Here is a 21642-nt window from a genome sequence, read left to right on the forward strand (position 1 = left end):
CGGGCTTTTTTTCAGCGTCCCAGCCACGCCCACGCCGCATACGCCACCGCCAGCCAGACGATCACGATGACCGCGGCTCCCGTGTAGCTCTTCGGCTTCGCGCGTCGTTCGGCCATCCACGCATCGGCGCGCAGCCGGCTCTCTTGAACGATACCCGCAGGCAGTAGCCGGATCGCGAGCCAGATGAGGCCGGGCAGCAGCAGCGCATCGTCGAGATAGCCCAGAACCGGTATGAAGTCCGGAATCAGGTTGACAGGACTCAGCGCATAACCGACCACGAACACGCATAGCAGCTTGACGAATAGCGGCGTTGCCGGATTTCGATACGCAAACCAAAGCGTCATCGCATCACGCTTGATGCGTCTTGCCCATGTTCGAATCGTTTCGAAGATGCTCATCGAGGGAAACATCGGTCGGTCCGCGAACCATCGATCTTACCCCTTGAGGTGAGCGTTTTCGGGACCTGCGCATTGCGCCCGCCCCGCCAAAGCCTTCGCACCGTCCTAAAGGTGAGCGTTTTCGGGACTTCGCTTTGCGCGGCACGACGGTTGCATGTCACGCTCGCACAGTCAACCGGGAGCGATCGTACGCAATGAGGAAACCTCGCATCGTGGTCATCACCGGCGCGACGGCGGGCGTCGGACGTGCGGCGGCGCTCGAGTTCGCGCGACGCGGCGCGGACATCGCGCTCATCGCCCGGGACGAAGCCGCTCTCGCCGATACCGCCGCCGAAGTGCGCGCATACGGCGTGCGCGCGTTGCCGATCGCGCTCGACGTGAGTCACGCCGATGCCGTCGATCGGGCGGCATCGCAGATCGAAGCAACGCTCGGCCCGATCGATGTCTGGGTCAACAACGCGATGCTCACGTCTCTCGCCGCGATCGCCGACATGCCCGAACGCGATTTCGCGCGCATCACCGAAGTCACGTATCTCGGCTATGTATGGGGCTCGATGGCCGCGCTCCGACGCATGAAGCCGCGCAATCGCGGTGTGATCGTGCAAGTGGGATCGGCGCTCGCGTATCGCTCGATTCCGCTGCAGGCGGCCTATTGCGGCGCGAAGCACGCGATACGCGGCTTCACCGACTCGTTGCGTTGCGAACTGCGTCACGACAAGCGCCGCATTCACGTGACGATGGTGCAGATGCCCGCGATCAACACGCCGCAATTCGACTGGGCGAAGACCGCGACGCCTTATGCGCCACGTCCGGTTGCGCCGGTATTCCAGCCGGAAGTCGCGGCGCGCGCGATTTACTGGGCGGCGACGCATCGGCGGCGGGAGGTTTGGGTCGGGTCGTCGTCGGTGAAGGCCATTGTGGCGAACCATCTGTTTCCCGGCCTGCTCGATGCCTATCTCGGCCGCACCGGCTACGACGCGCAACAGGACGAAAGCCTTCCGGGCGCGGGCCGTCCTGACAACTTGTGGGAACCGGTGACGGCGTTGCATCGCACGCACGGGCGGTTCGATGACGAGGCGTCGGATGCGTGCCCGTCGCTTTGGCTCGGGACGCATCGCGGACTGATGCTGGGCGCGGGCGCGGTGCTCGGTGCGATGTGGCTTGCGCGCGGCCATCGGCGCAAAGTGTGACTACATGAAGCGCGGCGCCAGAAAGATCGCGAGCGCCGCGATCAGCCACGCCGCCAGTCCGCCGAGAATGGCGACGCGGTAATCGACATAGTGGATCAGCACATAGCACGTGCCGAGAAACACGAGATAGGCGGGAATGGTTCGCGCGCCGGAGAGGCACGCGGTCTTGAAGCCGCCCGGCTCACCCTTCGCGCCGACGGCCAGCAGCGCGATGATTGCGAACGTCGGCGCGAGCGGCAGGATGCCCGGCAGCACGTTGCCGCGCCTGGAAGCGGTGACGATCAACGCAGTGACCAGCCCGCCGACGATGCCCTTCCACAATACGTCCATTGAGATTCCGTCGAGTGCGAAGCAAAGCGACGGATTATAGGGAAGCGCTGCGCAATCAGCTGAGTTCGTCCTTTGGCTCGCGCGACGGCGCCATGCCATTGAACTGCGCGACGGCATCGAACATATGCGGCACGTATTTGTCGCCATGTCCGAGATTCGTCGCCAGCACGTAAATCTGCCGCACGGCTTCCGCGATGATGGCCGTCGACGACTGCGCCGACGCCAGTTGCGCATACGACCGCATGTCCTTCGCGGCGTTGCGGATGGCGAACTGCTGGCCGCTATCGTCGCCTTCGAGAAGGTACGGGATGATCCGATCGAACGTCTTGCTATGCGCGCCGCTTAAACGGCAGACGGCCGCGAACTCGTGCAGATCGAGCTTCGCCTTCGCCGCCGTGCCGAACGCTTCGGCAAGAATCGCGCCGTTAGCCTGCGCGATGAAGTTGTGGATCAGCTTGGCGCGATACCCGGATCCGTGCGCGCCGAGATGATGCACCGTCTCCGCGTACGCAGCCATCACGGGACGCAGCAACTCGAGCACTTGCGCATCGCCGCCGACCAGCACGTTCAGCCGCCCTTCCCGCGCTTCCTTCGGAGTCCGATTGACTGGCGCATCGAGGAACGCCGCGCCTTTTGCGGCCAACGCGCTGGCCGCTTCGTCGGCGAATTCGGGATCGGCGGTCGTACTGTCGACGACGACCAGGCCTTCATGCGCCCCCGCCAGCAAGCCGTTCTCTCTGAAGACGACATCGCGAACTTGCGGCGTCCCGGTCACGCAGATGATGACGGCATCGACGTCACGCGCGAGTTCGGCCGCACTGCTCACCTCTTTTGCACCGTGCGATACGAGCGCTTCCAGCGCCTCGCGGCTGCGATGGCCAAGCACGTGCAGCTCGAAGCCCTTCTTGAGCAATTGCCCTGCGATCGCGCTGCCCATGAGGCCGAGCCCGATCATGCCGACGCGTTCGACGCGCTTCGGAAGGCGTATTCCGTTGTTGTTTTCCATGGCCCCTGTCCCGTTCATTGAAGTTCGAGTTCGACCGGCGCATCCTGACGAGTCCGCGCTGCGCTGCGCGGCGCAATACGCGACCACTCGATATATCGCGCGTCCAGTTCCGCGATGCTCCCGACGCCCAATAGTCCGATCACGCGGTCGACCTCGGTCTTGAGAATCTCGATCGCGCGATCCACGCCGGCCCTGCCGCCCGCGCCCAGACCCCACGTCGTCGCGCGGCCGAGCAGCACGGCATCGGCGCCGAGCGCCATCGCCTTGACGATGTCCGAGCCGCGGCGGAATCCGCCATCGAGCATGATGGCGAGACGGCCCTTCACGGCGTCGACGACTTCGGGCAGGACTTCCATCGCCGATACCGAGCCGTCGAGCTGCCGGCCGCCGTGATTCGATAACACGATGCCGTCGGCGCCGAGCGACACGGCGCGCGCCGCGTCGTCCGGGTGAATCAGTCCCTTGACGATGAGCTTGCCCGGCCAGCGATCGCGCAGCCAGCGGATGTCGTCCCACGACAGCGACGGATCGAGTTCCTTCGCAAGCGCCGACGCGGCGCCACGCACGCTGTCCTGGCCCGGCGGCAGCAGATCGCCGAGATTGGCGAAGCGCGGCATGCCGTGCGGCCAGAGCACGTCCATCATCCAGCGCGGATGCGTCAGCACGTCGAACGTGTTGCGCATATCGAGCTTCAGCGGCCTTGCGTAGTTGCGCAAGTCCCACTCGCGCTTGCCGTAGATCGCGCTGTCGGTCGTCACGACCAGCGCTTCCACGTCGGCCTTCTTCGCGCGTTCAGCCAGCTTCGCGACGAAGTCCCGGGTGCGATACATGTAGACCTGCATCCAGATGCGCCCGCCCGCGCGCTCGACGACATGCTCCAGCGCAACCGTCGACGCGTTGCTGAGAATGTACGGGATGCCCGCCGCAGCCGCGGCGCTCGCGAGCGCAATATCGCCCTCGTGGGAGAGCAATCCGCTGAAGCCCGTCGGCCCGATCATGAACGGCGCATTGCTTCGTCGTCCGAATAGATCGATGCCGATATCGCGCTTCGATACATCGACTAGCGAGCGCGGGCGAAAGGCGATTTCCGCAAAAACATCGCGATTGCGGCGCAACGTGGACTCATCCTCCGAACCGCCTTCCACGTACTCAAAACAGAAATTGGGCACGCGCCGCCGCGCCATCCCGCGAAGCTCCTCGATGCTGTGAGCGCGGCGCGGATCGTTACCCGTATAAAGACGACGTTGCACTTCACTTCTCCTGTCGACCGGAACGAAGCCTTCGACACTTCGCTCCGGTCACATGCCCGGTCAGACCGGCAGCTTGCGTTGATAGTCGATGCCAAGCACGCACAGCGCCTGGAAGCCCGCCACCGCGACGAAGAACATCAGCGCGAGGAAGTACGAGCCCGTCGTCTGCACGATGTAACCGATGAAGATAGGCACGAAGATACCCGCGATGTTGCCGACGAAGTTCATGATGCCGTTGAGCGTGCCGGTGCGTGCACGGGTTGCCAGCATCGCCGGCGTCGCCCAGTTGCAGCCGCCGCACCAGCGCAGGAAGAACAGCGCGACGCACAGCAGGGCGACCACCATGACCGGCGCGCGGACGTAGGCGACACCGAGCATCGAGAGACCGACCGCCACTGCCCCGATGATCATCATCGTGCGATACACGACATTCGCACCCGCGCCCGACGACTTCCACTTGTCGGCGAGATTGCCGCCGATCACTTCGCCGACGAATCCGCAGAAGAAGATCAGGAACGTCGCGCCGCCCAGCGACTTCAGATCGAAGCCGTGGACCTTGTACAGGTACGTCGGCAGCCAGGTCATCAGGCCGAAGAAAATCAGGTTCGTGCAGGTGTGGCTCAGGCACATGCCCCACACCGAGCGGAACGAGAAGAAGCGAAAGAGCGATCCGCCCGGCGCGACCGTCGGTTCAGCCGCGTCTTCTTCTGCGTGAGCACGCTCGATGTACGCGATTTCCTCTTCGTTGATCGCCGGATGCTCGCGCGGCGTATTGCGGATGTACCACCATGCCCAGATGCCGCAGAGAATCGTGCCGACACCCGCGACGACGAACGCGGCGCGCCACGAGCCGAGCACCGCCATCAGCGTCGCGACGACGATCGCGCCCACGCCCGAACCGAGCGCGCTGCCGCCATCGAGCAGTGCTGCGCCGCGCGTCTTTTCGTTCTTGGTGAGCCACAGCGCGTTGAGCTTGCCGCCGCCCGGATAGATCGGCGCTTCGGTGACGCCGAGCCCGAGGCGCGTCAGCAACAGCAGGACCCAGCCCGTGCTGAACGCGCCGAGCGCCTGAAAGAAGCCCCAGCCGACCGTCGCGATCGCGATGAGTGCGCGCGGTTTCAGCTTGTCGGCCAGCATGCCTGACGGCACCTGCATGAACAGATACGTCCAGAAAAATGAGCTCAGGATCAGCCCCTGGCGCTCCGGCGACAGATCGAATTCCTGCGCGATGGCCGGCATGGCGACGGAAAGCGCCGCGCGGTCGATATAGTTGATCGAGACCAGCGCCAGCAACAGAAGAAATGTCTTCCATCGGACGTTGGTCATTCGTACGGATTGCACGCTGGACACACTCATCGTCCGGTCTCCTAAATGCTTTTATATGAAAGGCGCGGATGTCGCCATCCGCGATGCGAGGCTTATCGGCCCCAGCGCAGCACGAGCGGGTCGAGTCGGCGCGCGACTTCGAGCAGGCCTTCGCGGGTTTTCGGATGCACGGGCGCAAGCGGATGACGCACTGCATCGGATGCGATGACGCCGCCTTCCTTCATTAGCACCTTGCACGCGGCGAGCCCGCACTGGCGATTCTCATAGTTGATGAGCGGAAGCCATTGCTGATAGAGCGACGCCGCGCTTTCCTTGTCGCCGCGCATGTAGGCATCGACGATCTTGCGGATGCCGTCGGGATAGCCGCCGCCCGTCATCGAGCCGGTCGCGCCCGCTTCGAGATCGGGATACAGCGTGATCGCCTCTTCGCCGTCCCACGGACCGACGATGCTCTCGCCGCCCAGTTCGATCAGCTCGCGCAGCTTCGATGCCGCCTGCGCCGTCTCGATCTTGAAGTAGGCGACGTTCTCGATCTCGCGCGCCATGCGGGCGAGGAATGGCGCGGACAGCGGCGTGCCGGCGACGGGCGCATCCTGGATCATGATCGGAATGCCGATGGCATCCGACACCTTGCCGAAAAACTCGTAGATGCCCTTTTCCGTCACGCGAATGGTCGCGCCGTGATACGGCGGCATGATCATCACCATTGCGGCGCCGGCGGCTTGCGCGGCGGCGCTGCGGCGTGCGCAGACTTCCGAACTGAAGTGCGTCGTCGTCACGATGACGGGCACGCGGCCCGCGACGTGTTCGAGCACGACATGCATGACGGAATCGCGTTCTTCGTCGGACAGTGCGAACTGCTCGGAGAAGTTGGCGAGAATGCAGAGGCCGTTGGAACCTGCATCGATCATGAAGTCGACGCAGCGTTTTTGTCCTTCAAGATCGAGCTTGCCGTCTTCATCGAAGATCGTCGGCACGACGGGAAATACGCCGCGATATGGGACGCTGTTTGGCATGATGGTTGGTCGCAATGGTTGGGAGTTCGAAGCAGCGTCGAGGCCTGACGCAGGTTCAGGTGATCGCGCCGATCTGCCAGGGCACGAACTCGTTCTGCCCATAGCCGTGAATTTCGCTGCGGCTGCGCTTGCCCGATGCCGTGTCGAGCATCAGTTGGAACAGCTCGGCGCCCATCTCTTCGATGGACCGCTGCCCGCTCAGGATCGGACCGCAGTTGAGGTCCATGTCTTCCTGCTGGCGGTTCCACAGCGCGTCGTTAGTGGCGATCTTGAGCGATGGCGTCGGCGCGCAGCCGTATGCCGATCCGCGCCCTGTCGTGAAGCAGATCAGATTCGCGCCGCCCGCTACCTGTCCGGTGGCGGAGATCGGATCGTAGCCGGGGGTGTCCATGAAGACGAGGCCCTTGGCCGTCACCGGTTGCGCATATTCGTACACTTCGACGAGATCGCTGTTACCCGCTTTCGCGATGCCGCCGAGCGATTTCTCGAGCACGGTCGTCAAGCCGCCCGCCTTGTTGCCCGCCGACGGATTGTTGTTCATCGCAGCGCGGTTGCGCGCGCAGTAGTCTTCCCACCAGTGAATGCGCGCGACCAGCTTTTCGCCGACTTCGCGGCTCACCGCGCGTCGTGTGAGCAGGTGTTCCGCACCGTAGATTTCAGGGGTTTCGGAAAGAATCGCGGTCCCGCCGTGCTTCACGAGCAGATCGACGGCAGCGCCCAGCGCAGGGTTGGCGGAGATGCCCGAGTAGCCATCGGAGCCGCCGCACTGCAGTCCGACGATCAGATGCGAAGCCGGCACCGGCTGACGCTCGACGCGGTTCGCCGCCGCCAGCATGCCCTTCACCAGTTCGATGCCGTGCGCGACCGTCTTCGCCGTGCCGCCCGTCTCCTGGATGTTGAACGTCTTCAGAAACGATGCTTCCGTGAGACCTTGCGTTTCCATCATGCGGGCGATCTGGTTCGTCTCGCAGCCGAGCCCGATGACCAGCACGCCCGCGAAATTCGGATGCACCGCATAGCCGCCGAGCGTGCGTTGCAGCAGCGCGAGCCCTTCGCCTTCGGGATCGACCGCGCAGCCGACGCCGTGCGTCAATGCAACGACACCGTCGACGTTCGGATACGCTTCGAGGCTCGAAGAGTTCGTGTCGCGTCGGAAGTGATCGGCGATCGCACGGGCCACCGTCGCCGAGCAGTTCACAGACGTTAGGATGCCGATGTAATTGCGCGTGGCGACACGGCCGTCGGCGCGGACGATTCCATCGAATGTGGCGGGCGTATCCGCGTATTGCGTGGGGCGTGCGCTCTCGCAATAGGCGTAATCGCGATCGAACTCGCCCATCGCGATGTTATGAATGTGGACGTGTTCGCCCGGCGCAATCTGTTTGTTTGCGAAGCCGATGATCTGGCCATAGCGCCGCACCGCCTGTCCCTGTTCGATCGCTCGCGTCGCGATCTTGTGGCCAGGAGGGATAAGGCCGGATACGGTGACGCCCTCATCGGGCAATGTGGTTCCCCCGACGAGCTGCTCGCGTGCAATGACGACGTCGTCGTCGCGGTGAAGGCGGATTACCAAGGGGCGTGGCCGCGCCGCGTCGGGCTGGCCGGTGTTGATCTGGCTTGCGTTCTGCATGTTGTCACCCGTGTTCGGGCCGATCGTTTGTTGTCTCCGAGGCCGACTATACGTTTGCAGTCCGCAGCCTGTATATTGAATTGTTTCCATCCCCCGATCACTTTTTCTACTCGCCGATGAACACCGTCCAGACGCTGCTGTCGCGGCTCAGAATGAAGCAGCTGCAATTGCTGATCGCGCTCGACGAGCACAAGTCGCTCCACAAGGCGGCGGCGGTCATGGCGGTCACGCAATCGGCGGCGAGCAAGGCGCTGCATGAACTGGAGACTATGTTCGATGCCGAGCTTTTCGAGCGGTCGGCTAGCGGCATGATCCCGAATCAGTATGGCCGGCGCGTCATTCAATATGCGCGTCTGCTGACAACCGATCTGACGCTGCTTTGTCAGGACATCAGCGAGATTCAGTCGGGACGCGGCGGCCGTCTTGCAATCGGCGCGATCATGGGTGCGATACCGGCGGTCGTCGTGCCCGTGCTGGAATCACTGCATGCGGAACTGCCGAACGTATCGATCGAAATCGTCGAGGACACGAGCGCACGCATGCTGCTGCAACTCGATGACGGTCATCTCGATCTCGTGATCGGAAGATCCGCGGTGAGCGCCCAGCCTTCGAAGTATCGTTATGTGACGCTCGCGGACGAACCGCTCTCGGTGGTTGTGGGGTATCGGCATTCGGCGAAGTCGAAAGGCACCATCGAGATGCGCGACCTCGCTCATTGCCGATGGGTGACGTATCCCAGTCAGATGCCGTTGCGTGAACTGCTCGAGCGCGAGATGGACCTCGCGGGCATGAACATGCCGCCCAACACCATTTCGACGGCTTCGACCTTCGTTACGGTCGCGTTGCTGAACCAGAGCAAGGACCTTGCATCGCTATTGCCGACTGATATCGCCGATATGTTCGCGCAACACAAGATGCTGCGCATACTTCCGGTAAGCCTTCGATCGCCTTCGCAGACGTTCGGCGTCGTGACGCGACGAAGCGGCGTGCTGTCACCGATGGCGGAGCGGTTCATCGAACTGTTGCGTGAGCGCGTGCGTGCATGAACGCTACAGTTCGTCTTACTAACTAATTCTCAGAACTTCATCTTGACCTGAAAGCCGATCGTGAACGGAAGGTCGCTTGAAGGAATCGGCGGAATCAAAATCAGGTTGGCTCCGACACGCTTGTACTCGAACATGACGAGCGGCGCCGCCACCGGGCCGACCATGTTGTCGTGTCCGATGCCCCAGCGGCCATAGTCATAACCGGAGATGAGTCCGCCCATCGCGGCAAGCCGGAAGAAGCCCCAATGGAGGAATTCGGGCGCCCAAACGCCGCCCCCATAGAACGAAGGCTTCGACAATGAGTTGCGGAAATAGCCCGCTGTCAGTGCCCACTCGGGCGCGACCCAGCATTCTGCGCCGATGCCCGGATTGAATTGCTCGAAATGCTTGTCCGGGTGAAAGTGATGCGATCCGATCATCGCGTCGACCCATAGGCCATCGGCGCACAAGGCGGCCCTGGCGGATGGCGCCCACGACAAGGCGCCGCAAACGAGCAGCGCGGCCACCAAGGACGCGAGGCGAAGCGGTCGGGGAGAGAAAAAGGACGGCCACAAGCGCATAGTGTTGTCCGCCATCGCGCAAATGCCGTGGCGCCTTTTTTGAGATGGAGGTCGAGGCGAACTCTACCTGATCGCGTCATTTTCGTGTGCGCTTACGAAAACGATGTGACCGTCGCATATTGGCTGGCAATGTGTCGCATTTCCTTGGGGTATTGCACGATGAAATCGAATGTCTATTGGGCGCGTCTTCTGGCGTCGGTCGCGCTGCTTCTTGCAGGCTGCACGCCGTTGCAGGTGGTCACCCATCGCGTGTCCGCCAGCGAATCGACCGTGCCGGTCGGGCGCTATGCCCTCGATCCACATCACTGGCACATCAGTTTCGACGTCAACCATTTGCATTATTCGCGCTTTGTCATTCGCTTCGACAGGGCGACGGCGCAACTCCAATGGAACGCTCGCGGCATGGAAGACAGCACCGTACGCGCGACGATCGATGCAGCAAGCGTCAATACGAACGTGCCTCTACTGGACCGGATGCTGAAAGGGCAGGATATGTTCGACGTGGCCCGGTATCCGGACATCGATTTTGTCAGCACAGAGTTCGTGCGCACCGGGAACGATCGCGGGGCGCTCACCGGCAATCTGACGATTCGCGGCACGACGCATCCCGTCACGTTGAATGTGATCTTCAACGGCCACGCGGTGAACCCGCTCATCAAGCAGGAAACGTTGGGCTTTTCGGCCGATGGGCATTTCAGCCGCGCGCAGTTCGGTCTGGCGACGTGGTATCCGGCCGTCGGCGACGATGTTCACGTCGCGATTCAGGCGGAGTTCGAGAAGACGGGTGATTAAGGCGATCCCGAAGGCTGAGCTCGGCTTTGCACGTCTGTTGGAGCGCTACTGTTAGCGCGGGCGCTCGCCGTTGACGACGCTACTTGAGAGCCAGTCAGATGCTCTGCGCATCAGCGTTGTTGGCGCGGGATACCGCCGAGCATCATGCTAAAGGGATGGTCAAGCGCCCGTCCAGTCGAGAACGACCTTGCCGCTGTTACCGGAGAGCATTGTCTCGAACGCGCGCTGATAGTCATCGACCGGGAACGTGTGCGTCAGGATCGGCGACAGGTCCAGACCGCTCTGCAACATGGCGACCATTTTGTACCAGGTCTCAAACATTTCGCGGCCGTAAATGCCTTTGATTTCGAGCCCCTTGAATATGACCTGATTCCAGTCGATGGCAGTCTGCGCGGGCGGAATGCCCAGTAAAGCAACCTTGCCGCCATGATTCATCGACTCCAGCATTGAAGTGAAGGCGCTCGGAACGCCCGACATTTCGAGGCCGACGTCGAAGCCCTCGGTCATGCCGAGTTCATGCATGACGTCGCGCAGATCCTCGCGCGTCACGTTGACGGCGCGCGTCGCGCCCATCTTGTGAGCAAGGTCCAGCCGATAATCGTTGACATCGGTGATGACAACGTTGCGCGCGCCCACGTGCCGCGCGATAGCCGCCGCCATCACGCCGATCGGACCCGCTCCGGTAATGAGCACGTCCTCACCGACGAGATTGAATGAAAGCGCCGTGTGCGTTGCATTGCCGAAGGGATCGAAGATTGCGGCGAGGTCATCGGAGATATCGGGCGGAATCTTGAACGCGTTGAAGGCGGGGATTGCGAGGTATTCGGCGAAAGCGCCTTCGCGATTCACGCCGACTCCGACCGTGTTGCGGCAAAGATGCCGCCGGCCCGCGCGGCAATTGCGGCAGAAGCCGCACGTGATGTGCCCTTCACCGGAAACGCGGTCGCCGACAGCGAACCCGCGCACTTCCTGTCCGATCTCGACGATCTCCCCAACGTACTCATGCCCGACATGCATCGGCACGGGAATCGTCTTTTGAGCCCAGTCGTCCCACTTCCAGATATGAATGTCGGTGCCGCAGATGGCGGTCTTCCGGATGCGGATGAGGACATCGTTGTGACCGACCTCGGGACGCTCGACGTCTGTCAATGTGAGACCGGGAGCGCGTTCGAGTTTAGCAAGGGCTTTCATGCGTTGGTCCTGTGGATTGCTTTGGGTGCTGTGGCCGCACGATGCTCGGCCGAGTTTATGCGCATAAAGGCTCAGCGGATGACGCCCAGCCGCCGCCCCACTCGGGCAAACGCGTCTACCGCCCGATCGATCTGCTCCGGCGTGTGCGCCGCGCTCATTTGCGTTCGAATGCGTGCGCGGCCTTTCGGCACGACTGGGTAACAGAAGCCGATCACGTACACACCTTCCCCGAGCAATGCTTCCGCCATTCGGGATGCGAGTTGCGCATCGCCGAGCATGACGGGAATGATCGGATGTTCACCGGGCACGAGGTCGAAGCCGAGCGCGGTCATGGCTTGGCGGAAATGTGCGCCGTTTTGCCGGACGCGCTCGCGCAAGTCGGCGCCTTCGTTGCTCGCAAGCAACTCAAGCACTTTCAAGGAAGCCGAAGCGATGCTCGGCGCAAGCGTATTCGAAAAAAGATACGGCCGGCTTCGTTGCCGCAGCAACTCGACGACCTCTTTGCGAGCGGCGACATATCCTCCCGATGCACCGCCGAGCGCTTTCCCAAGCGTCCCGGTAATGATGTCAACGCGGTCCAGCACGCCGCAACGCTCCGGCGTGCCCCGTCCGTGCTCGCCAATGAAACCGACGGCGTGGGAGTCGTCGACCATCACCAGCGCGTCGTAGCGATCCGCAAGATCGCAGATGCCGGCGAGGTCCGCGATAATGCCGTCCATTGAAAACACGCCATCGGTCGCGATCAGCTTGAAGCGCGCGCCGGCTTCATCGGCTTCTTTCAGACGCGCTTCCAGGTCGGCGAGGTCGTTGTTCTTGTAGCGCAGTCGTCGCGCCTTCGACAGACGCACGCCGTCGATGATGCTCGCATGGTTCAGTTCGTCGCTGATGATCGCGTCTTCATCGGTCAACAGCGTTTCGAACAGGCCACCGTTCGCGTCGAAGCAGCTTGAATAGAGGATGGCGTCATCGGTCTGAAGGAACTCCGCGATCGCACGCTCCAACTGCTTATGCACGGTCTGCGTCCCGCAGATGAAACGCACCGACGCCATGCCGAAGCCGTCTGCATCGAGACCCGCTTTCGCGGCGGCGATCAAACGCGGGTCGTCGGCGAGGCCTAAATAGTTGTTCGCGCAGAAGTTGAGTACTTCCGCCCCGCTGTCGAGCCGAATATCCGACGACTGCGGACTGGCGATGACTCGTTCGGTCTTGTAGAAACCGGCCGCGCGAATTTCATCGATGGTTTGGCGCAGATGGGTCAAATATCGGTCGTTCATCAGCAGCATCCTGTGAATGCGGGCGCTCGGCGCGTGGCCCATAGCCCTGTTATAGTCCATGCATCGCATCGGACGAGTTCGATATTTCGAACAACCTTCCGATATGCCGAACACTGTAAAGGATCGAAGAAGTCATGGCAAGCGCTCGCTCCACGCAGGCAGCCGGGGAACCGGCACCGTCCGCATCGTCGCCGCCGCGCGTCGGGGAACAGATTCAACGGTTGCGCAACGAGAGAAAGTTGACGCTCGATGACTTATCCCGTGCAGCAGGGGTTTCCAAGTCGATGTTGTCGGAGATCGAGCGCGACAAGGCGAATCCGACGATAGCCGTCGCATGGAGGCTGACGAACGCGCTCGGAATCAGCCTCGATCAATTGTTCGCGCAGCAACGGCCGCTCGAAGCGATTCGCGTGGCCGGCCCGCACGAGATACCGACGCTAAGCGGTGACAACGGTGGATATCAGCTGCGGGTGTGGGGGCCGATCGAACTGGCAGGCAAGTTCGAGTGGTACGAACTCACGCTGCAGCCGGGGGCGGCGCTCCGATCGAACGCGCACGAGCCGGGGACGCGGGAGCACATGACCGTGCTCAACGGAACGATACAGGTAGAAGCGGCAGGCACGACGCGACGTCTGAAGGCGGGCGAGACAGCCCGGTACGCTGCCGACGATGGCCATTCCATTCGAAATGCAGGAAGATCGGAAGCGAAGGCACTGCTGGTGGTGATTCACGGATGAGCCGGCGTGCTGCGGGCGTCAGTGCGAGCGGAACTTTATGCGCATCAAGTTGGGCAGCGGCCCGCCGTCAAGTAAAAACGGGACGCCGACCCGGCGTCCCGCTCAAAGTCCAGCGGCCATCGCCGCCAGTATGTGTTACGGCTTCTTCAGAGTGTCCTTCACGTCTTCGCGGACATCTCCCGCGCCCTTCTGAATCTTCCCGGCTGCTTGCTGCATGTCGCCCTTGGCTTCCTGCGCCGGGTCATCGGTTGCGTTACCGACCACTTCGTTGACCTTCCCCTTCACCTGCTTGCCAACGCCTTCAATCTGGTCCTTGTTCATTCTGGCTCTCCTTTGGTTTCGCGCTCAGAGTGCGCGCATGCTTCGTTGTGACGCCCGCGAGTTCAACGCGGGATGCCGCGTAAGCACGGCTCTACGATGCGCTTCCCGAGCGCAAGCTCATAGCGGCGCATGTCTGAATCGCACGTAGGCGGAATCGCACATACAGCGCAACGGAACAGCGCGACGCTATTTTCATCGATGCGAGTACTGTATATTTATACAGTACTGGAGACCGCTAGAGGAGGTGAATATGGAGTCGAACGGCGAACATCTCAGCAGAAAGCAGTTCGAGCGCGCGGTTCGTGACCTCGAACGCATCACGAGACAAATCGCAGGGCGTTATATCGAGAAAAGTGTGCCGCTTACCTGGCGCCTGCTGCATGCGATCGAAGCCGAAGCCGTTGCGGATCTCGGTTTCGCCGGACGCCACGAAGCCGCGTTGCGCGAATTGTTCGCGCGCCCGGACGGCTTTCATTTCCCGGAGACCGATGACGTCGTCGACCTCGCATCGTCCAACGCGTTGCCTGCCGTGTTTGCGTTCGTAGTGGATGCCTACGAGTGCGCCGCCCGGCAAGGCAGGCCGCAACTTTCCGTCGCTGCCCACTGACACGTCGTGGGACCTGGTCGCGCGACCATCCGCAGAAGTCGACGCCATCAGAGTGCGAAGTCGGCGGCCATGTCAGCGTCGGTGCGCGCCTGCAACTCGCCGCTACGGCAGGCGCGGCGAAATCGCTCATAGTCTTTCTCGACCTGGTCGGCATAGGCGCGGCCATAGCTCACGAGCGCGTCGACCAGCCGCGAGCCGCTGCCGATGTAGCCCGATATCTCCAGCGCGAGGCCGCTAGCCTTCGCGTGCGCCCGGGCGAGCGCCCAGCCGCAGAGTGCGGCGTAGTTGCGGAGCGCTTCGTCGTCGAATGTTTCGATCTGAACGGAAATCTTCATGTCGCGCAGTTGGCGCACGTAGAAGGTGCGTCCGAGCGCACCGGTCGCGAAGCCGAGGAACGGATCGCTCGCCGCCTGCATCAGGCGTTGTCCGTGAACGACTCGTTGACCCTCGTGTTGGCTTTTCGCGGAGTGTTGGGGCAGGTATCGCGCGACGACCGACGTCGACGCCTCCTTCAGTTGTAGAAACAACGGCCTGCCGTGATGGTCGGTGAAGAGCAGCACGACACAGCGCGTGCCCACGCTTCCAACGCCCACCACCTTGAACGCGACGTCCTCGAGGTGAAACTGCAAGAGCAGCGCCGCCCGCTCCGGCGTCAGCGATCTCGTGTAATCCTGCATCAGCGATCCCAGAAGCGTTGCACGATCGCCCGACAGCGTCATCCATTCGTCCGCCTGATCGATGAGCGTGCTCTCGCTGCGGATGTGGAACACGGCGGGCGGGGCATCGCGGATGCGCCAGCCGTCGCCGTCCTTGTCCGCGAGCTTCGGCAGCACAGTGTCGTGCGTGCGCCGCGACGCGCGTTCGAAACTTCGCCGGATGCGGCGCCGGGCAGCGTCGGTCTGAACAAGATCGTACAGTCGCGCGAAGCTGATTCGCTCGTACCATAGATCGAGCACGCCCATCTCGGCGTATTCGCGCATGTGTCGCTGATAGCTTTCAACGGTGCGATACGCGAGCTCGTCGGCAGCCAGACCGCCCATGCCTAAATGCCGGCCCGCAACGGTGAAGCTCGCGGTCAGGCGCTTAAGATCCCACTCCCACGGTCCGCGCGCGGTCTCGTCGAAATCGTTGAGATCGAAGATAAGCGTGCGCTCGGGCGTCGCAAAGCCGCCAAAGTTCGCGAGGTGACAATCTCCGCAGATCTGGATCGGGATACCGCTATCGGGCGTGCCGGCCAGATCGTGCGCCTGCACGATCGCGCTGCCGCGATAGAACGCGAACGGCGAAGCGAGCATCCGGCCGTAGCGCAGCGGCACCAGCGTCGCGACGCGTCTTTCGCTGCTAATGCGCAGCAATTGGATGGGGTCCCGATCGACGTCTCCGATCATCGCTTGGGCGCCGCGGGACGTGCGTTGCCGTGCGGCCCGCCCGTTGGCACGCCGCTCCTGCCACGACTGCACGCGCTGCGTTTGCGCCATCGATCGCCCCTCCTTGCCTTCGTCTCGTGTCGGACGCAAGGCCTCGCACAAGACAGTAGACGATCGGCTGCGGACGGGGCAAGACAATCCTTCTGACACTTCGACACATTTGAGCGCCACTGTGCTCTTGACGTCAGCGGCTCCAAGCCTGACTCTTTCCGGAACGCAATATGGCGCTGTCAGACGCCTTTCGAACACCATGCCGAACACTTCCGATCTCTTCGACCAACACCGCGCCGACTGGCAGGCAGACCCGCACGCAGCCTTCGACGCCTGGCTCGCCCAACAGGAATTCCGGGCGTCATCGGCCGATGTGTATCGCGCGCAATGGGGAAACTTCCTCGAATGGCTGACCGCCAAGCGGACGACGCTGCATACGGTGCAGCGGCCGGTCATCGAGCAATTCATTTCTCAACTCGATATCCGGCGGCCGCAACGCATGCGTTATCTGCGACTGATCGAGCGTGTGCTCGATCACGTGCGCGAGGTGGAATCGGCGGCGACCAATCCCGCACGGTTCATCGCCCAGGACGGTGATGCCGCCTGGCGCAAGGCGCGCGACAACGAACCGACCGGATTCCTGACCCACGACGAGCGGGCGGCGCTGATCACGCATCTCTTTTCCCCGCTCGGCGAGCTTGCGACGGGCCAGCGCTGGCGGGAGCGGCGCGACCGTGCGCTCGTCGCCGCGTTTCTCGGCGCGGGCGTCAAGACGGGTGAGGCGGCGCAATTGACCGTCAACTGCTACGCGCCCGGTGCGCCGTACGTCACCGTCGACGCATCGAATCCGCTGCAAATCCGGCAGGCGCGGCTTGCGCCGTTCGCCGTCGAGTTGCTCGACGGCTGGATCGCGGAACGGAAGGCGGTCGGGCTCGCGGGTACGTTGCTGTTTCCTGCGGCGCCGTCCGGCCGTCCGATGCACAAGGCGACGATGCTGCGCGCCATCGATGCCGTCGTCGCGGCGTCCGGCATCGGGGCATCGCGGGCCGCGCGAGCGAGTCCGCAGACGCTGCGCAATACCTACGCAGCCGAACTATTCGACGATGGCACCGACCCCGAGCGCGTCGGCCAATGGCTGGGCTTTCAGCAGTCGATCTCGGTTCATCGGCTGCATCGGGCCTGGCAGGAGTGGATGGGTGAGCAGATACGGGAGCGCGATGTCGCCCGAGCGCGCGCCGGCGCGGACGACAGCACCGGTCCCGAAAACGCTCACCTTTAGGACTGACCGTCGCCGCAACGGCTGTCACACGCGCGCCGAAGTGGGGCGGAGAAACGCCTGCACCGCCGCCAGCTTGGACGCGACCGCGCCCGAACTACGCTCGCAGTGGGGGCACGACAGTTCGAATTCGTCTTCGTGCCGCTGCAATTCCGGTTCGGCGCTCTCGCACGCCGGACAGTCTGCCGGCGCGGCGATGTACGCATCGACTTGCGTGCCGAGCGCGGCGATTTCGGCTGATGTCAGGCGGCCCTCTGCCGCGAGCGATGCGATCAACCCGCCCACCTCGGCGCTCATGCCGGCCCGCACGCGATGGGCGTCGCGTTCGCGTGTCAGTGCATCGATTTCGTCGGATTGCTCCCGCACTTGCGATTCCAGCCGGTCAGCGCGCGTTCGCGCCGCGCTAAGTTGTTGAAGGAAATCGAATTCCTTCTGCCCGGCTTCGCGTACTTTGGTCTGATACGTCGCCGCCATGCCGCGCAATGCGTCGAGTTCGACGAGCATCGGCTTGACTCGTCGTTCAGCGTCCTTCACTGCATCCTTGATCTGCTGCGCGTAATGCTCGGTGTTGTGGCGCAGTTCGCTCTGTAGCTCGTCGATACGATCACGAAGGCGCGCGGCATCGGCCTGCTCGCGCGCGATGCGTTCAGAAAGCGCCCTGTTTTCCCCCTCGAGACGCGTGACCAGGTCGCGCAGATCGCTCTGCGCGTGCGATTCGCGAGCGCGCGACGCCCTTAACTCCGCCTCCAGCGACGCAACCTGTGCCGCAGCGGCTTCCGCTCGCATTTCGGCGCGCCGTTGCGCCTGCTCGATGGCCTGGCAGCGCACCTCGGCGTCGCGGGTGGCGGCTTGGGCGGAAAGTACGCTTGCGTCGACCTTGGCGCGGTCCGCGGCCAACGCGGTATCGGCGTGTCGACGCGCCTCGGCGAAAAGCTCCGCAAGCAATTCGCCGGCGCGCTGTTGCAGCGGTTCCGGAATTGCGCCCGCTTCGACGCGAACACGTAGTGTCGAGCGGACCATTTCCCAAAACGACTCTATATCGCGGGGGATGTCGCTTGCGCTGCCGGTTTGCGTCAAATCGCGGACGGTCGTGACCGAGGGACGCACGCCCAGATCAAAGAACAAGCGCTTGCAGGCGTGGTGCGAGAGGTCTTGCCGACGTGCGCCGGTGCTGCGCATGGCGTCGAGTTCCTGGCGAAGCGTGTCGCGAAGTTGTGTATCCATAGACTGTCGGTGTGGTGAAGCGTAACGTTCATAACGCTTTACGTTTCGGGAGAAACAAGGTGGCTCGATTGTAAGGGAGGAGAATGCAGTTGGACGTCGACTGTGCCGAAGCAGTGGTTTCTCCGGGATAGTTATAGGCTAACGTCGTGAAACGTGTTCAGCTTGTGCCGGTAACGCACTGAAAACGCAAGGCTTTTTGAGCACTGGGCGTGTCCCCTGGTGTTCCACGTCGGTGACATAGAGGCTTGCGCTTCTTTCCGGGATGTTGGTTGACGTTGCTGAGAGCTACTCGCGGGGCTCTAGAGAGTAGTAAAAGTTAACACCTTTGAACCAAGTTAAAACCGTTAACGCCTCGCCAAAGCCTTATACGACAAGGGATTCCAGCCTATTGGGTGAGAGGCTCCGGGATGTATGGTGAGGCGTTACGGGATGCAACGGTGGCGGCCTTCGGGACAATGCGTGAGGACAACCGGGAAAGATGGTGAGCGGGTTCGGGGCGCTGCCTGAGTCGATCGGTGAGGGCATGCAGGAAGACATCGCGCAAGGCGCCTCGCCAGTTCTGGCTCGTTGCGAAGCAATTGGTTAATGAAAGGTGAGGTTCTACGGGATGGCCAATTAACGCTCGATTGGCCCTAGGTCGGAGCCATTTTTTCCATAAGGTGAGGCTTTTCGGGCGAAGAAGCAAACATGCGGTGAGCTAGTACGGGATTTGGAGCGTTTCCGCTAGCGTTTAATGCGTCCGGTGAGCTTATTCGGGAGAGCATCGACTGAACTCGAGTTGATGACCGTCGCTGAACGCCTTTCCGACCGCAAAGGTGAGTGTTTGCGGGAGCTAGTTTGTGACAACGGGCGACAAACCGCTCTGGCTCCATGCGATCGGTGAGGATTTTCGGGAGCGTACGTCCAAGACGGCCGATTGCGTGGCTACCCTCAGGCCGTTGGCGGGCACCTTGGAAGCTTCATTTAGTGCGCCCGGCTACCCAAACGTGAGCTAATACGGGAGGTGGACGACATCCGTTCGCCAACGGTGAGTCTTTTCGGGAAGTCGAATATTGATCAGCAAGGCCATCCGAAGCACGTAAGTGATTGTACGGACGGAGCTTTTTTGGCTGGAGTCGCTAAAGGTGAGGATTTTCAGGGGCTGTAGGGTGAGCAGTTTCAGGAGCAGCGTGAAAGGCGCGTTATTGATGGCAGGTGAGCATTTGCGGGAGGCCTTCGCGGTAGCATCTAGTCGGCGCAAGGACAGTATGCACGCGCTATCAATAAGCCACGCAGGCAAGGGTGAGACTTTGCGGGAGCTTAACAAGGCGGACGATCTCTCTGAGGCCACTCCAAATGTGTGGCAGCACGCATTCATAGCCACAGTCCCGGCAAAAAATGGCGCGCGGGCCGGTGTCTTTGCCAGACAACACCGGTATTGCCGCCAAAAAAATTTCGGGTGAGGCTTTTCGGGAGCTACCGATCACGTAGAAACAAGCCCCGGAAAACGTTGCCAACCGTTAACCCCCATGGCTTCTAGCTCTTTCAGCCAGCACGTTTCGGTGAGTGGTGAGGCTTTACGGGAACGCACTGCAGTGAGTTTGGGCGCCGTCGCTGCCGTCACCCTGTCATGGTGAAACCGCGCCCGTTTACTCACTTCACCACACCCGGTATCCTTTCTCGCAATCTCGTTCCTCCCAGACGCATGGCTACCAAGCGCGCCAAGAAAACCGACGTCGTCAGCCCTAGCTCGGCCGAATTGCGCAAAGCTGTCGAAGCCATCGCCATTCAGCCCAAGAGCGGGAAGATTACGCTGCTGACTCGCAAACTCTTCAACGTGCTGCTTGCTGTTGCGCAACAGGCGGACGAGTCGGGCGATACCTATCGCGCGCTGCTGTCGGACATCGTTGCGAATTCGGCGTTCGATTCCAACGACACCGCCCTCGTCAAGGAGCATTTGCGCCGGATGGTGTCCGTGCAGGTCGAGTGGAGCACCGGCACATCGAGTCAAAAGCCGGGGCGCAAGTGGGGCATCTCGACGCTGATCGCGGATGCGGAAATTCTCGAAGACCCGACGACGCGGCGTGTATGGGTTGAATTCTCGTTCGCGCCGAAGATCAAGAAGAAGCTGCTCGACCCGGTGCAGTATGCCCGGCTGAGCCTGCAGTTCCAGAGTCAATTGCGCAGCAGTGCCGGCCTCGCGCTTTATGAGATTTGCGTCCGGTATTTGACCAATCCCAGCCATCTGACCATGCGCGAAACGTGGGAGTGGTGGCGGCCGATCCTTTCCGGCACGCCGGACACCGAAGCAGGCGACGAAGCGAAGCGCGAGTACAAATACTTCAAGCGCGACTACTTGCGTCCCGCCATCGCTGAAGTGAATGCGGTGACGAACATCTTCGTTGAGCTCGTGGAGCATCGAGAGGGGCGTCGCGTTGCTGAGATTCAGTTTCGCGTCACGGAGCGCAAGCAGCCGATGCTCGCGCTCGATGAACATCCGAACGTCTTTGACAGCACGCTCGTCGACCGCATGGTGAAGATCGGCATTCCGCTAAAGGAAGCGCAGACGCTGTATGCCGATAGCGAGGAAAACCGCATCCGTGCGGCCCTGCAGATGACCGAGCAGCGCATGCGCAGCACGACGCTGCCGCCGGTGCGCAGCGCCGCCGCTTTGTTCAAGGATGCGCTCAAGAAGGGCTACGCGCCGCCCGTCGAAGCGTTGCCCACCGCCGCAAACGGAACTCCGACGCGCGGTGGTGCAGCGGGCGCGTCCGCTGCCGACGATCTCAAGGCTCGGTTGCTGAGCGAGTTCTCGGCTTATCGGCGAAAAGAGGCTCGTGCGCTGTACGACGAGCAAGGTGAGAAAGAACGGGAGCTCGCACGCCAGAGCTTCGAGGAAACAGTCCTGCCGGAGTTGGGCTCGCACATGCGCGATGACTGGCGCAAGCGTGGTCTCGATTCGAAGCTGGCGGAGACGTCGTTCTTTGATTGGCTCGCCCGCGAGACCTGGGGCGAGCCTACCGATGGCGACCTGCTGGCTTTCACGCTGAGCCAGTCGCGCGCGGCCTGAG

20 protein-coding genes are annotated in these 21642 nt (G+C 62.3%); 7 read left to right on the forward strand and 13 right to left on the reverse strand.

Annotation, left to right across the window (positions count from 1 at the left end):
- Window positions 1-11: 11 nt before the first annotated feature.
- Window positions 12-398, reverse strand: a complete 387-nt coding sequence (locus P9255_RS03755) for a YkvA family protein (RefSeq protein WP_309789167.1) — start codon at window positions 396-398, stop codon at window positions 12-14.
- Between the two features lie 194 nt (window positions 399-592).
- On the opposite strand from P9255_RS03755, the gene P9255_RS03760 reads away from it, so the two are divergent.
- Window positions 593-1588, forward strand: coding sequence for an SDR family oxidoreductase (locus tag P9255_RS03760; RefSeq protein ID WP_309765575.1), 996 nt, complete (start codon window positions 593-595; stop codon window positions 1586-1588).
- Here P9255_RS03760 and P9255_RS03765 read toward each other — a convergent pair whose 3' ends face one another.
- The 6 genes from P9255_RS03765 to P9255_RS03790 all read right to left on the reverse strand — a co-directional run bounded on the left by P9255_RS03765 (window position 1589) and on the right by P9255_RS03790 (window position 8146).
- Window positions 1589-1918, reverse strand: a complete 330-nt coding sequence (locus tag P9255_RS03765) for a GlpM family protein (RefSeq protein ID WP_309765576.1) — start codon at window positions 1916-1918, stop codon at window positions 1589-1591. It lies immediately after the preceding gene.
- A 55-nt stretch (window positions 1919-1973) separates the two neighbouring features.
- Window positions 1974-2924 carry an NAD(P)-dependent oxidoreductase gene (locus P9255_RS03770; RefSeq protein WP_309765577.1) on the reverse strand — a complete coding sequence of 317 codons (951 nt, stop codon included), beginning with the start codon at window positions 2922-2924 and terminating at the stop codon, window positions 1974-1976.
- Between the two features lie 14 nt (window positions 2925-2938).
- The gene (locus tag P9255_RS03775) at window positions 2939-4174 is read right to left on the reverse strand and encodes an alpha-hydroxy acid oxidase (RefSeq protein ID WP_309765578.1); all 1236 of its coding nucleotides are present in this window, start codon (window positions 4172-4174) and stop codon (window positions 2939-2941) included.
- 60 nt (window positions 4175-4234) lie between these two features.
- Window positions 4235-5530, reverse strand: a complete 1296-nt coding sequence (locus P9255_RS03780; RefSeq protein ID WP_309765579.1) for an MFS transporter — start codon at window positions 5528-5530, stop codon at window positions 4235-4237.
- Between the two features lie 62 nt (window positions 5531-5592).
- Window positions 5593-6516, reverse strand: a complete 924-nt coding sequence (locus tag P9255_RS03785) for a dihydrodipicolinate synthase family protein (RefSeq protein ID WP_309765580.1) — start codon at window positions 6514-6516, stop codon at window positions 5593-5595.
- A 55-nt stretch (window positions 6517-6571) separates the two neighbouring features.
- On the reverse strand, window positions 6572-8146 hold the full coding sequence (locus tag P9255_RS03790) for an altronate dehydratase family protein (RefSeq protein ID WP_309765581.1): 1575 nt from the start codon (window positions 8144-8146) through the stop codon (window positions 6572-6574).
- A gap of 116 nt (window positions 8147-8262) precedes the next feature.
- Here P9255_RS03790 and P9255_RS03795 point away from each other — a divergent pair, with 116 nt between their 5' ends.
- Complete coding sequence (locus tag P9255_RS03795) at window positions 8263-9192, forward strand: LysR family transcriptional regulator (protein ID WP_309765582.1); 930 nt, start codon at window positions 8263-8265, stop codon at window positions 9190-9192.
- Window positions 9193-9221: 29 nt separating this feature from the next.
- Here the strand turns inward: P9255_RS03795 and P9255_RS03800 are convergent, their stop codons facing one another.
- A complete protein-coding gene (locus tag P9255_RS03800) occupies window positions 9222-9752 on the reverse strand; it encodes a hypothetical protein (RefSeq protein ID WP_404980288.1) in 531 nt (176 codons plus the stop codon).
- Window positions 9753-9911: 159 nt separating this feature from the next.
- On the opposite strand from P9255_RS03800, the gene P9255_RS03805 reads away from it, so the two are divergent.
- Complete coding sequence (locus P9255_RS03805; protein WP_309789168.1) at window positions 9912-10544, forward strand: YceI family protein; 633 nt, start codon at window positions 9912-9914, stop codon at window positions 10542-10544.
- A gap of 159 nt (window positions 10545-10703) precedes the next feature.
- Here the strand turns inward: P9255_RS03805 and tdh are convergent, their stop codons facing one another.
- Entirely contained in the window at window positions 10704-11735 is a 1032-nt protein-coding gene (tdh, locus tag P9255_RS03810) for an L-threonine 3-dehydrogenase (RefSeq protein ID WP_309765586.1), read from the reverse strand.
- Window positions 11736-11806: 71 nt separating this feature from the next.
- Entirely contained in the window at window positions 11807-13009 is a 1203-nt protein-coding gene (locus P9255_RS03815) for a glycine C-acetyltransferase (protein WP_309765588.1), read from the reverse strand.
- A gap of 134 nt (window positions 13010-13143) precedes the next feature.
- Here P9255_RS03815 and P9255_RS03820 point away from each other — a divergent pair, with 134 nt between their 5' ends.
- Window positions 13144-13746 carry an XRE family transcriptional regulator gene (locus P9255_RS03820; protein ID WP_309765589.1) on the forward strand — a complete coding sequence of 201 codons (603 nt, stop codon included), beginning with the start codon at window positions 13144-13146 and terminating at the stop codon, window positions 13744-13746.
- Between the two features lie 135 nt (window positions 13747-13881).
- Here the strand turns inward: P9255_RS03820 and P9255_RS03825 are convergent, their stop codons facing one another.
- Entirely contained in the window at window positions 13882-14067 is a 186-nt protein-coding gene (locus P9255_RS03825; protein ID WP_309765590.1) for a CsbD family protein, read from the reverse strand.
- A 250-nt stretch (window positions 14068-14317) separates the two neighbouring features.
- Here P9255_RS03825 and P9255_RS03830 point away from each other — a divergent pair, with 250 nt between their 5' ends.
- Entirely contained in the window at window positions 14318-14674 is a 357-nt protein-coding gene (locus P9255_RS03830; RefSeq protein WP_309765591.1) for a DUF2471 family protein, read from the forward strand.
- Window positions 14675-14721: 47 nt separating this feature from the next.
- Here the strand turns inward: P9255_RS03830 and P9255_RS03835 are convergent, their stop codons facing one another.
- A complete protein-coding gene (locus P9255_RS03835) occupies window positions 14722-16152 on the reverse strand; it encodes a DUF2252 domain-containing protein (RefSeq protein WP_309765592.1) in 1431 nt (476 codons plus the stop codon).
- A 199-nt stretch (window positions 16153-16351) separates the two neighbouring features.
- On the opposite strand from P9255_RS03835, the gene P9255_RS03840 reads away from it, so the two are divergent.
- Window positions 16352-17371: a tyrosine-type recombinase/integrase gene (locus tag P9255_RS03840; RefSeq protein ID WP_309789169.1), complete on the forward strand. Its 1020-nt coding sequence runs from the start codon at window positions 16352-16354 to the stop codon at window positions 17369-17371.
- 24 nt (window positions 17372-17395) lie between these two features.
- On the opposite strand, the gene P9255_RS03845 is transcribed toward P9255_RS03840, so the two are convergent.
- Window positions 17396-18592, reverse strand: coding sequence for a DNA-binding protein (locus P9255_RS03845; RefSeq protein ID WP_309765594.1), 1197 nt, complete (start codon window positions 18590-18592; stop codon window positions 17396-17398).
- Window positions 18593-20276: 1684 nt separating this feature from the next.
- On the opposite strand from P9255_RS03845, the gene P9255_RS03850 reads away from it, so the two are divergent.
- Entirely contained in the window at window positions 20277-21641 is a 1365-nt protein-coding gene (locus tag P9255_RS03850; protein ID WP_309765595.1) for a replication initiation protein, read from the forward strand.
- Window position 21642 lies beyond the last annotated feature (1 nt).

The sequence above is a fragment of the Caballeronia sp. LZ019 genome (assembly GCF_031450825.1).
Classification (GTDB): Bacteria; Pseudomonadota; Gammaproteobacteria; order Burkholderiales; family Burkholderiaceae; genus Caballeronia.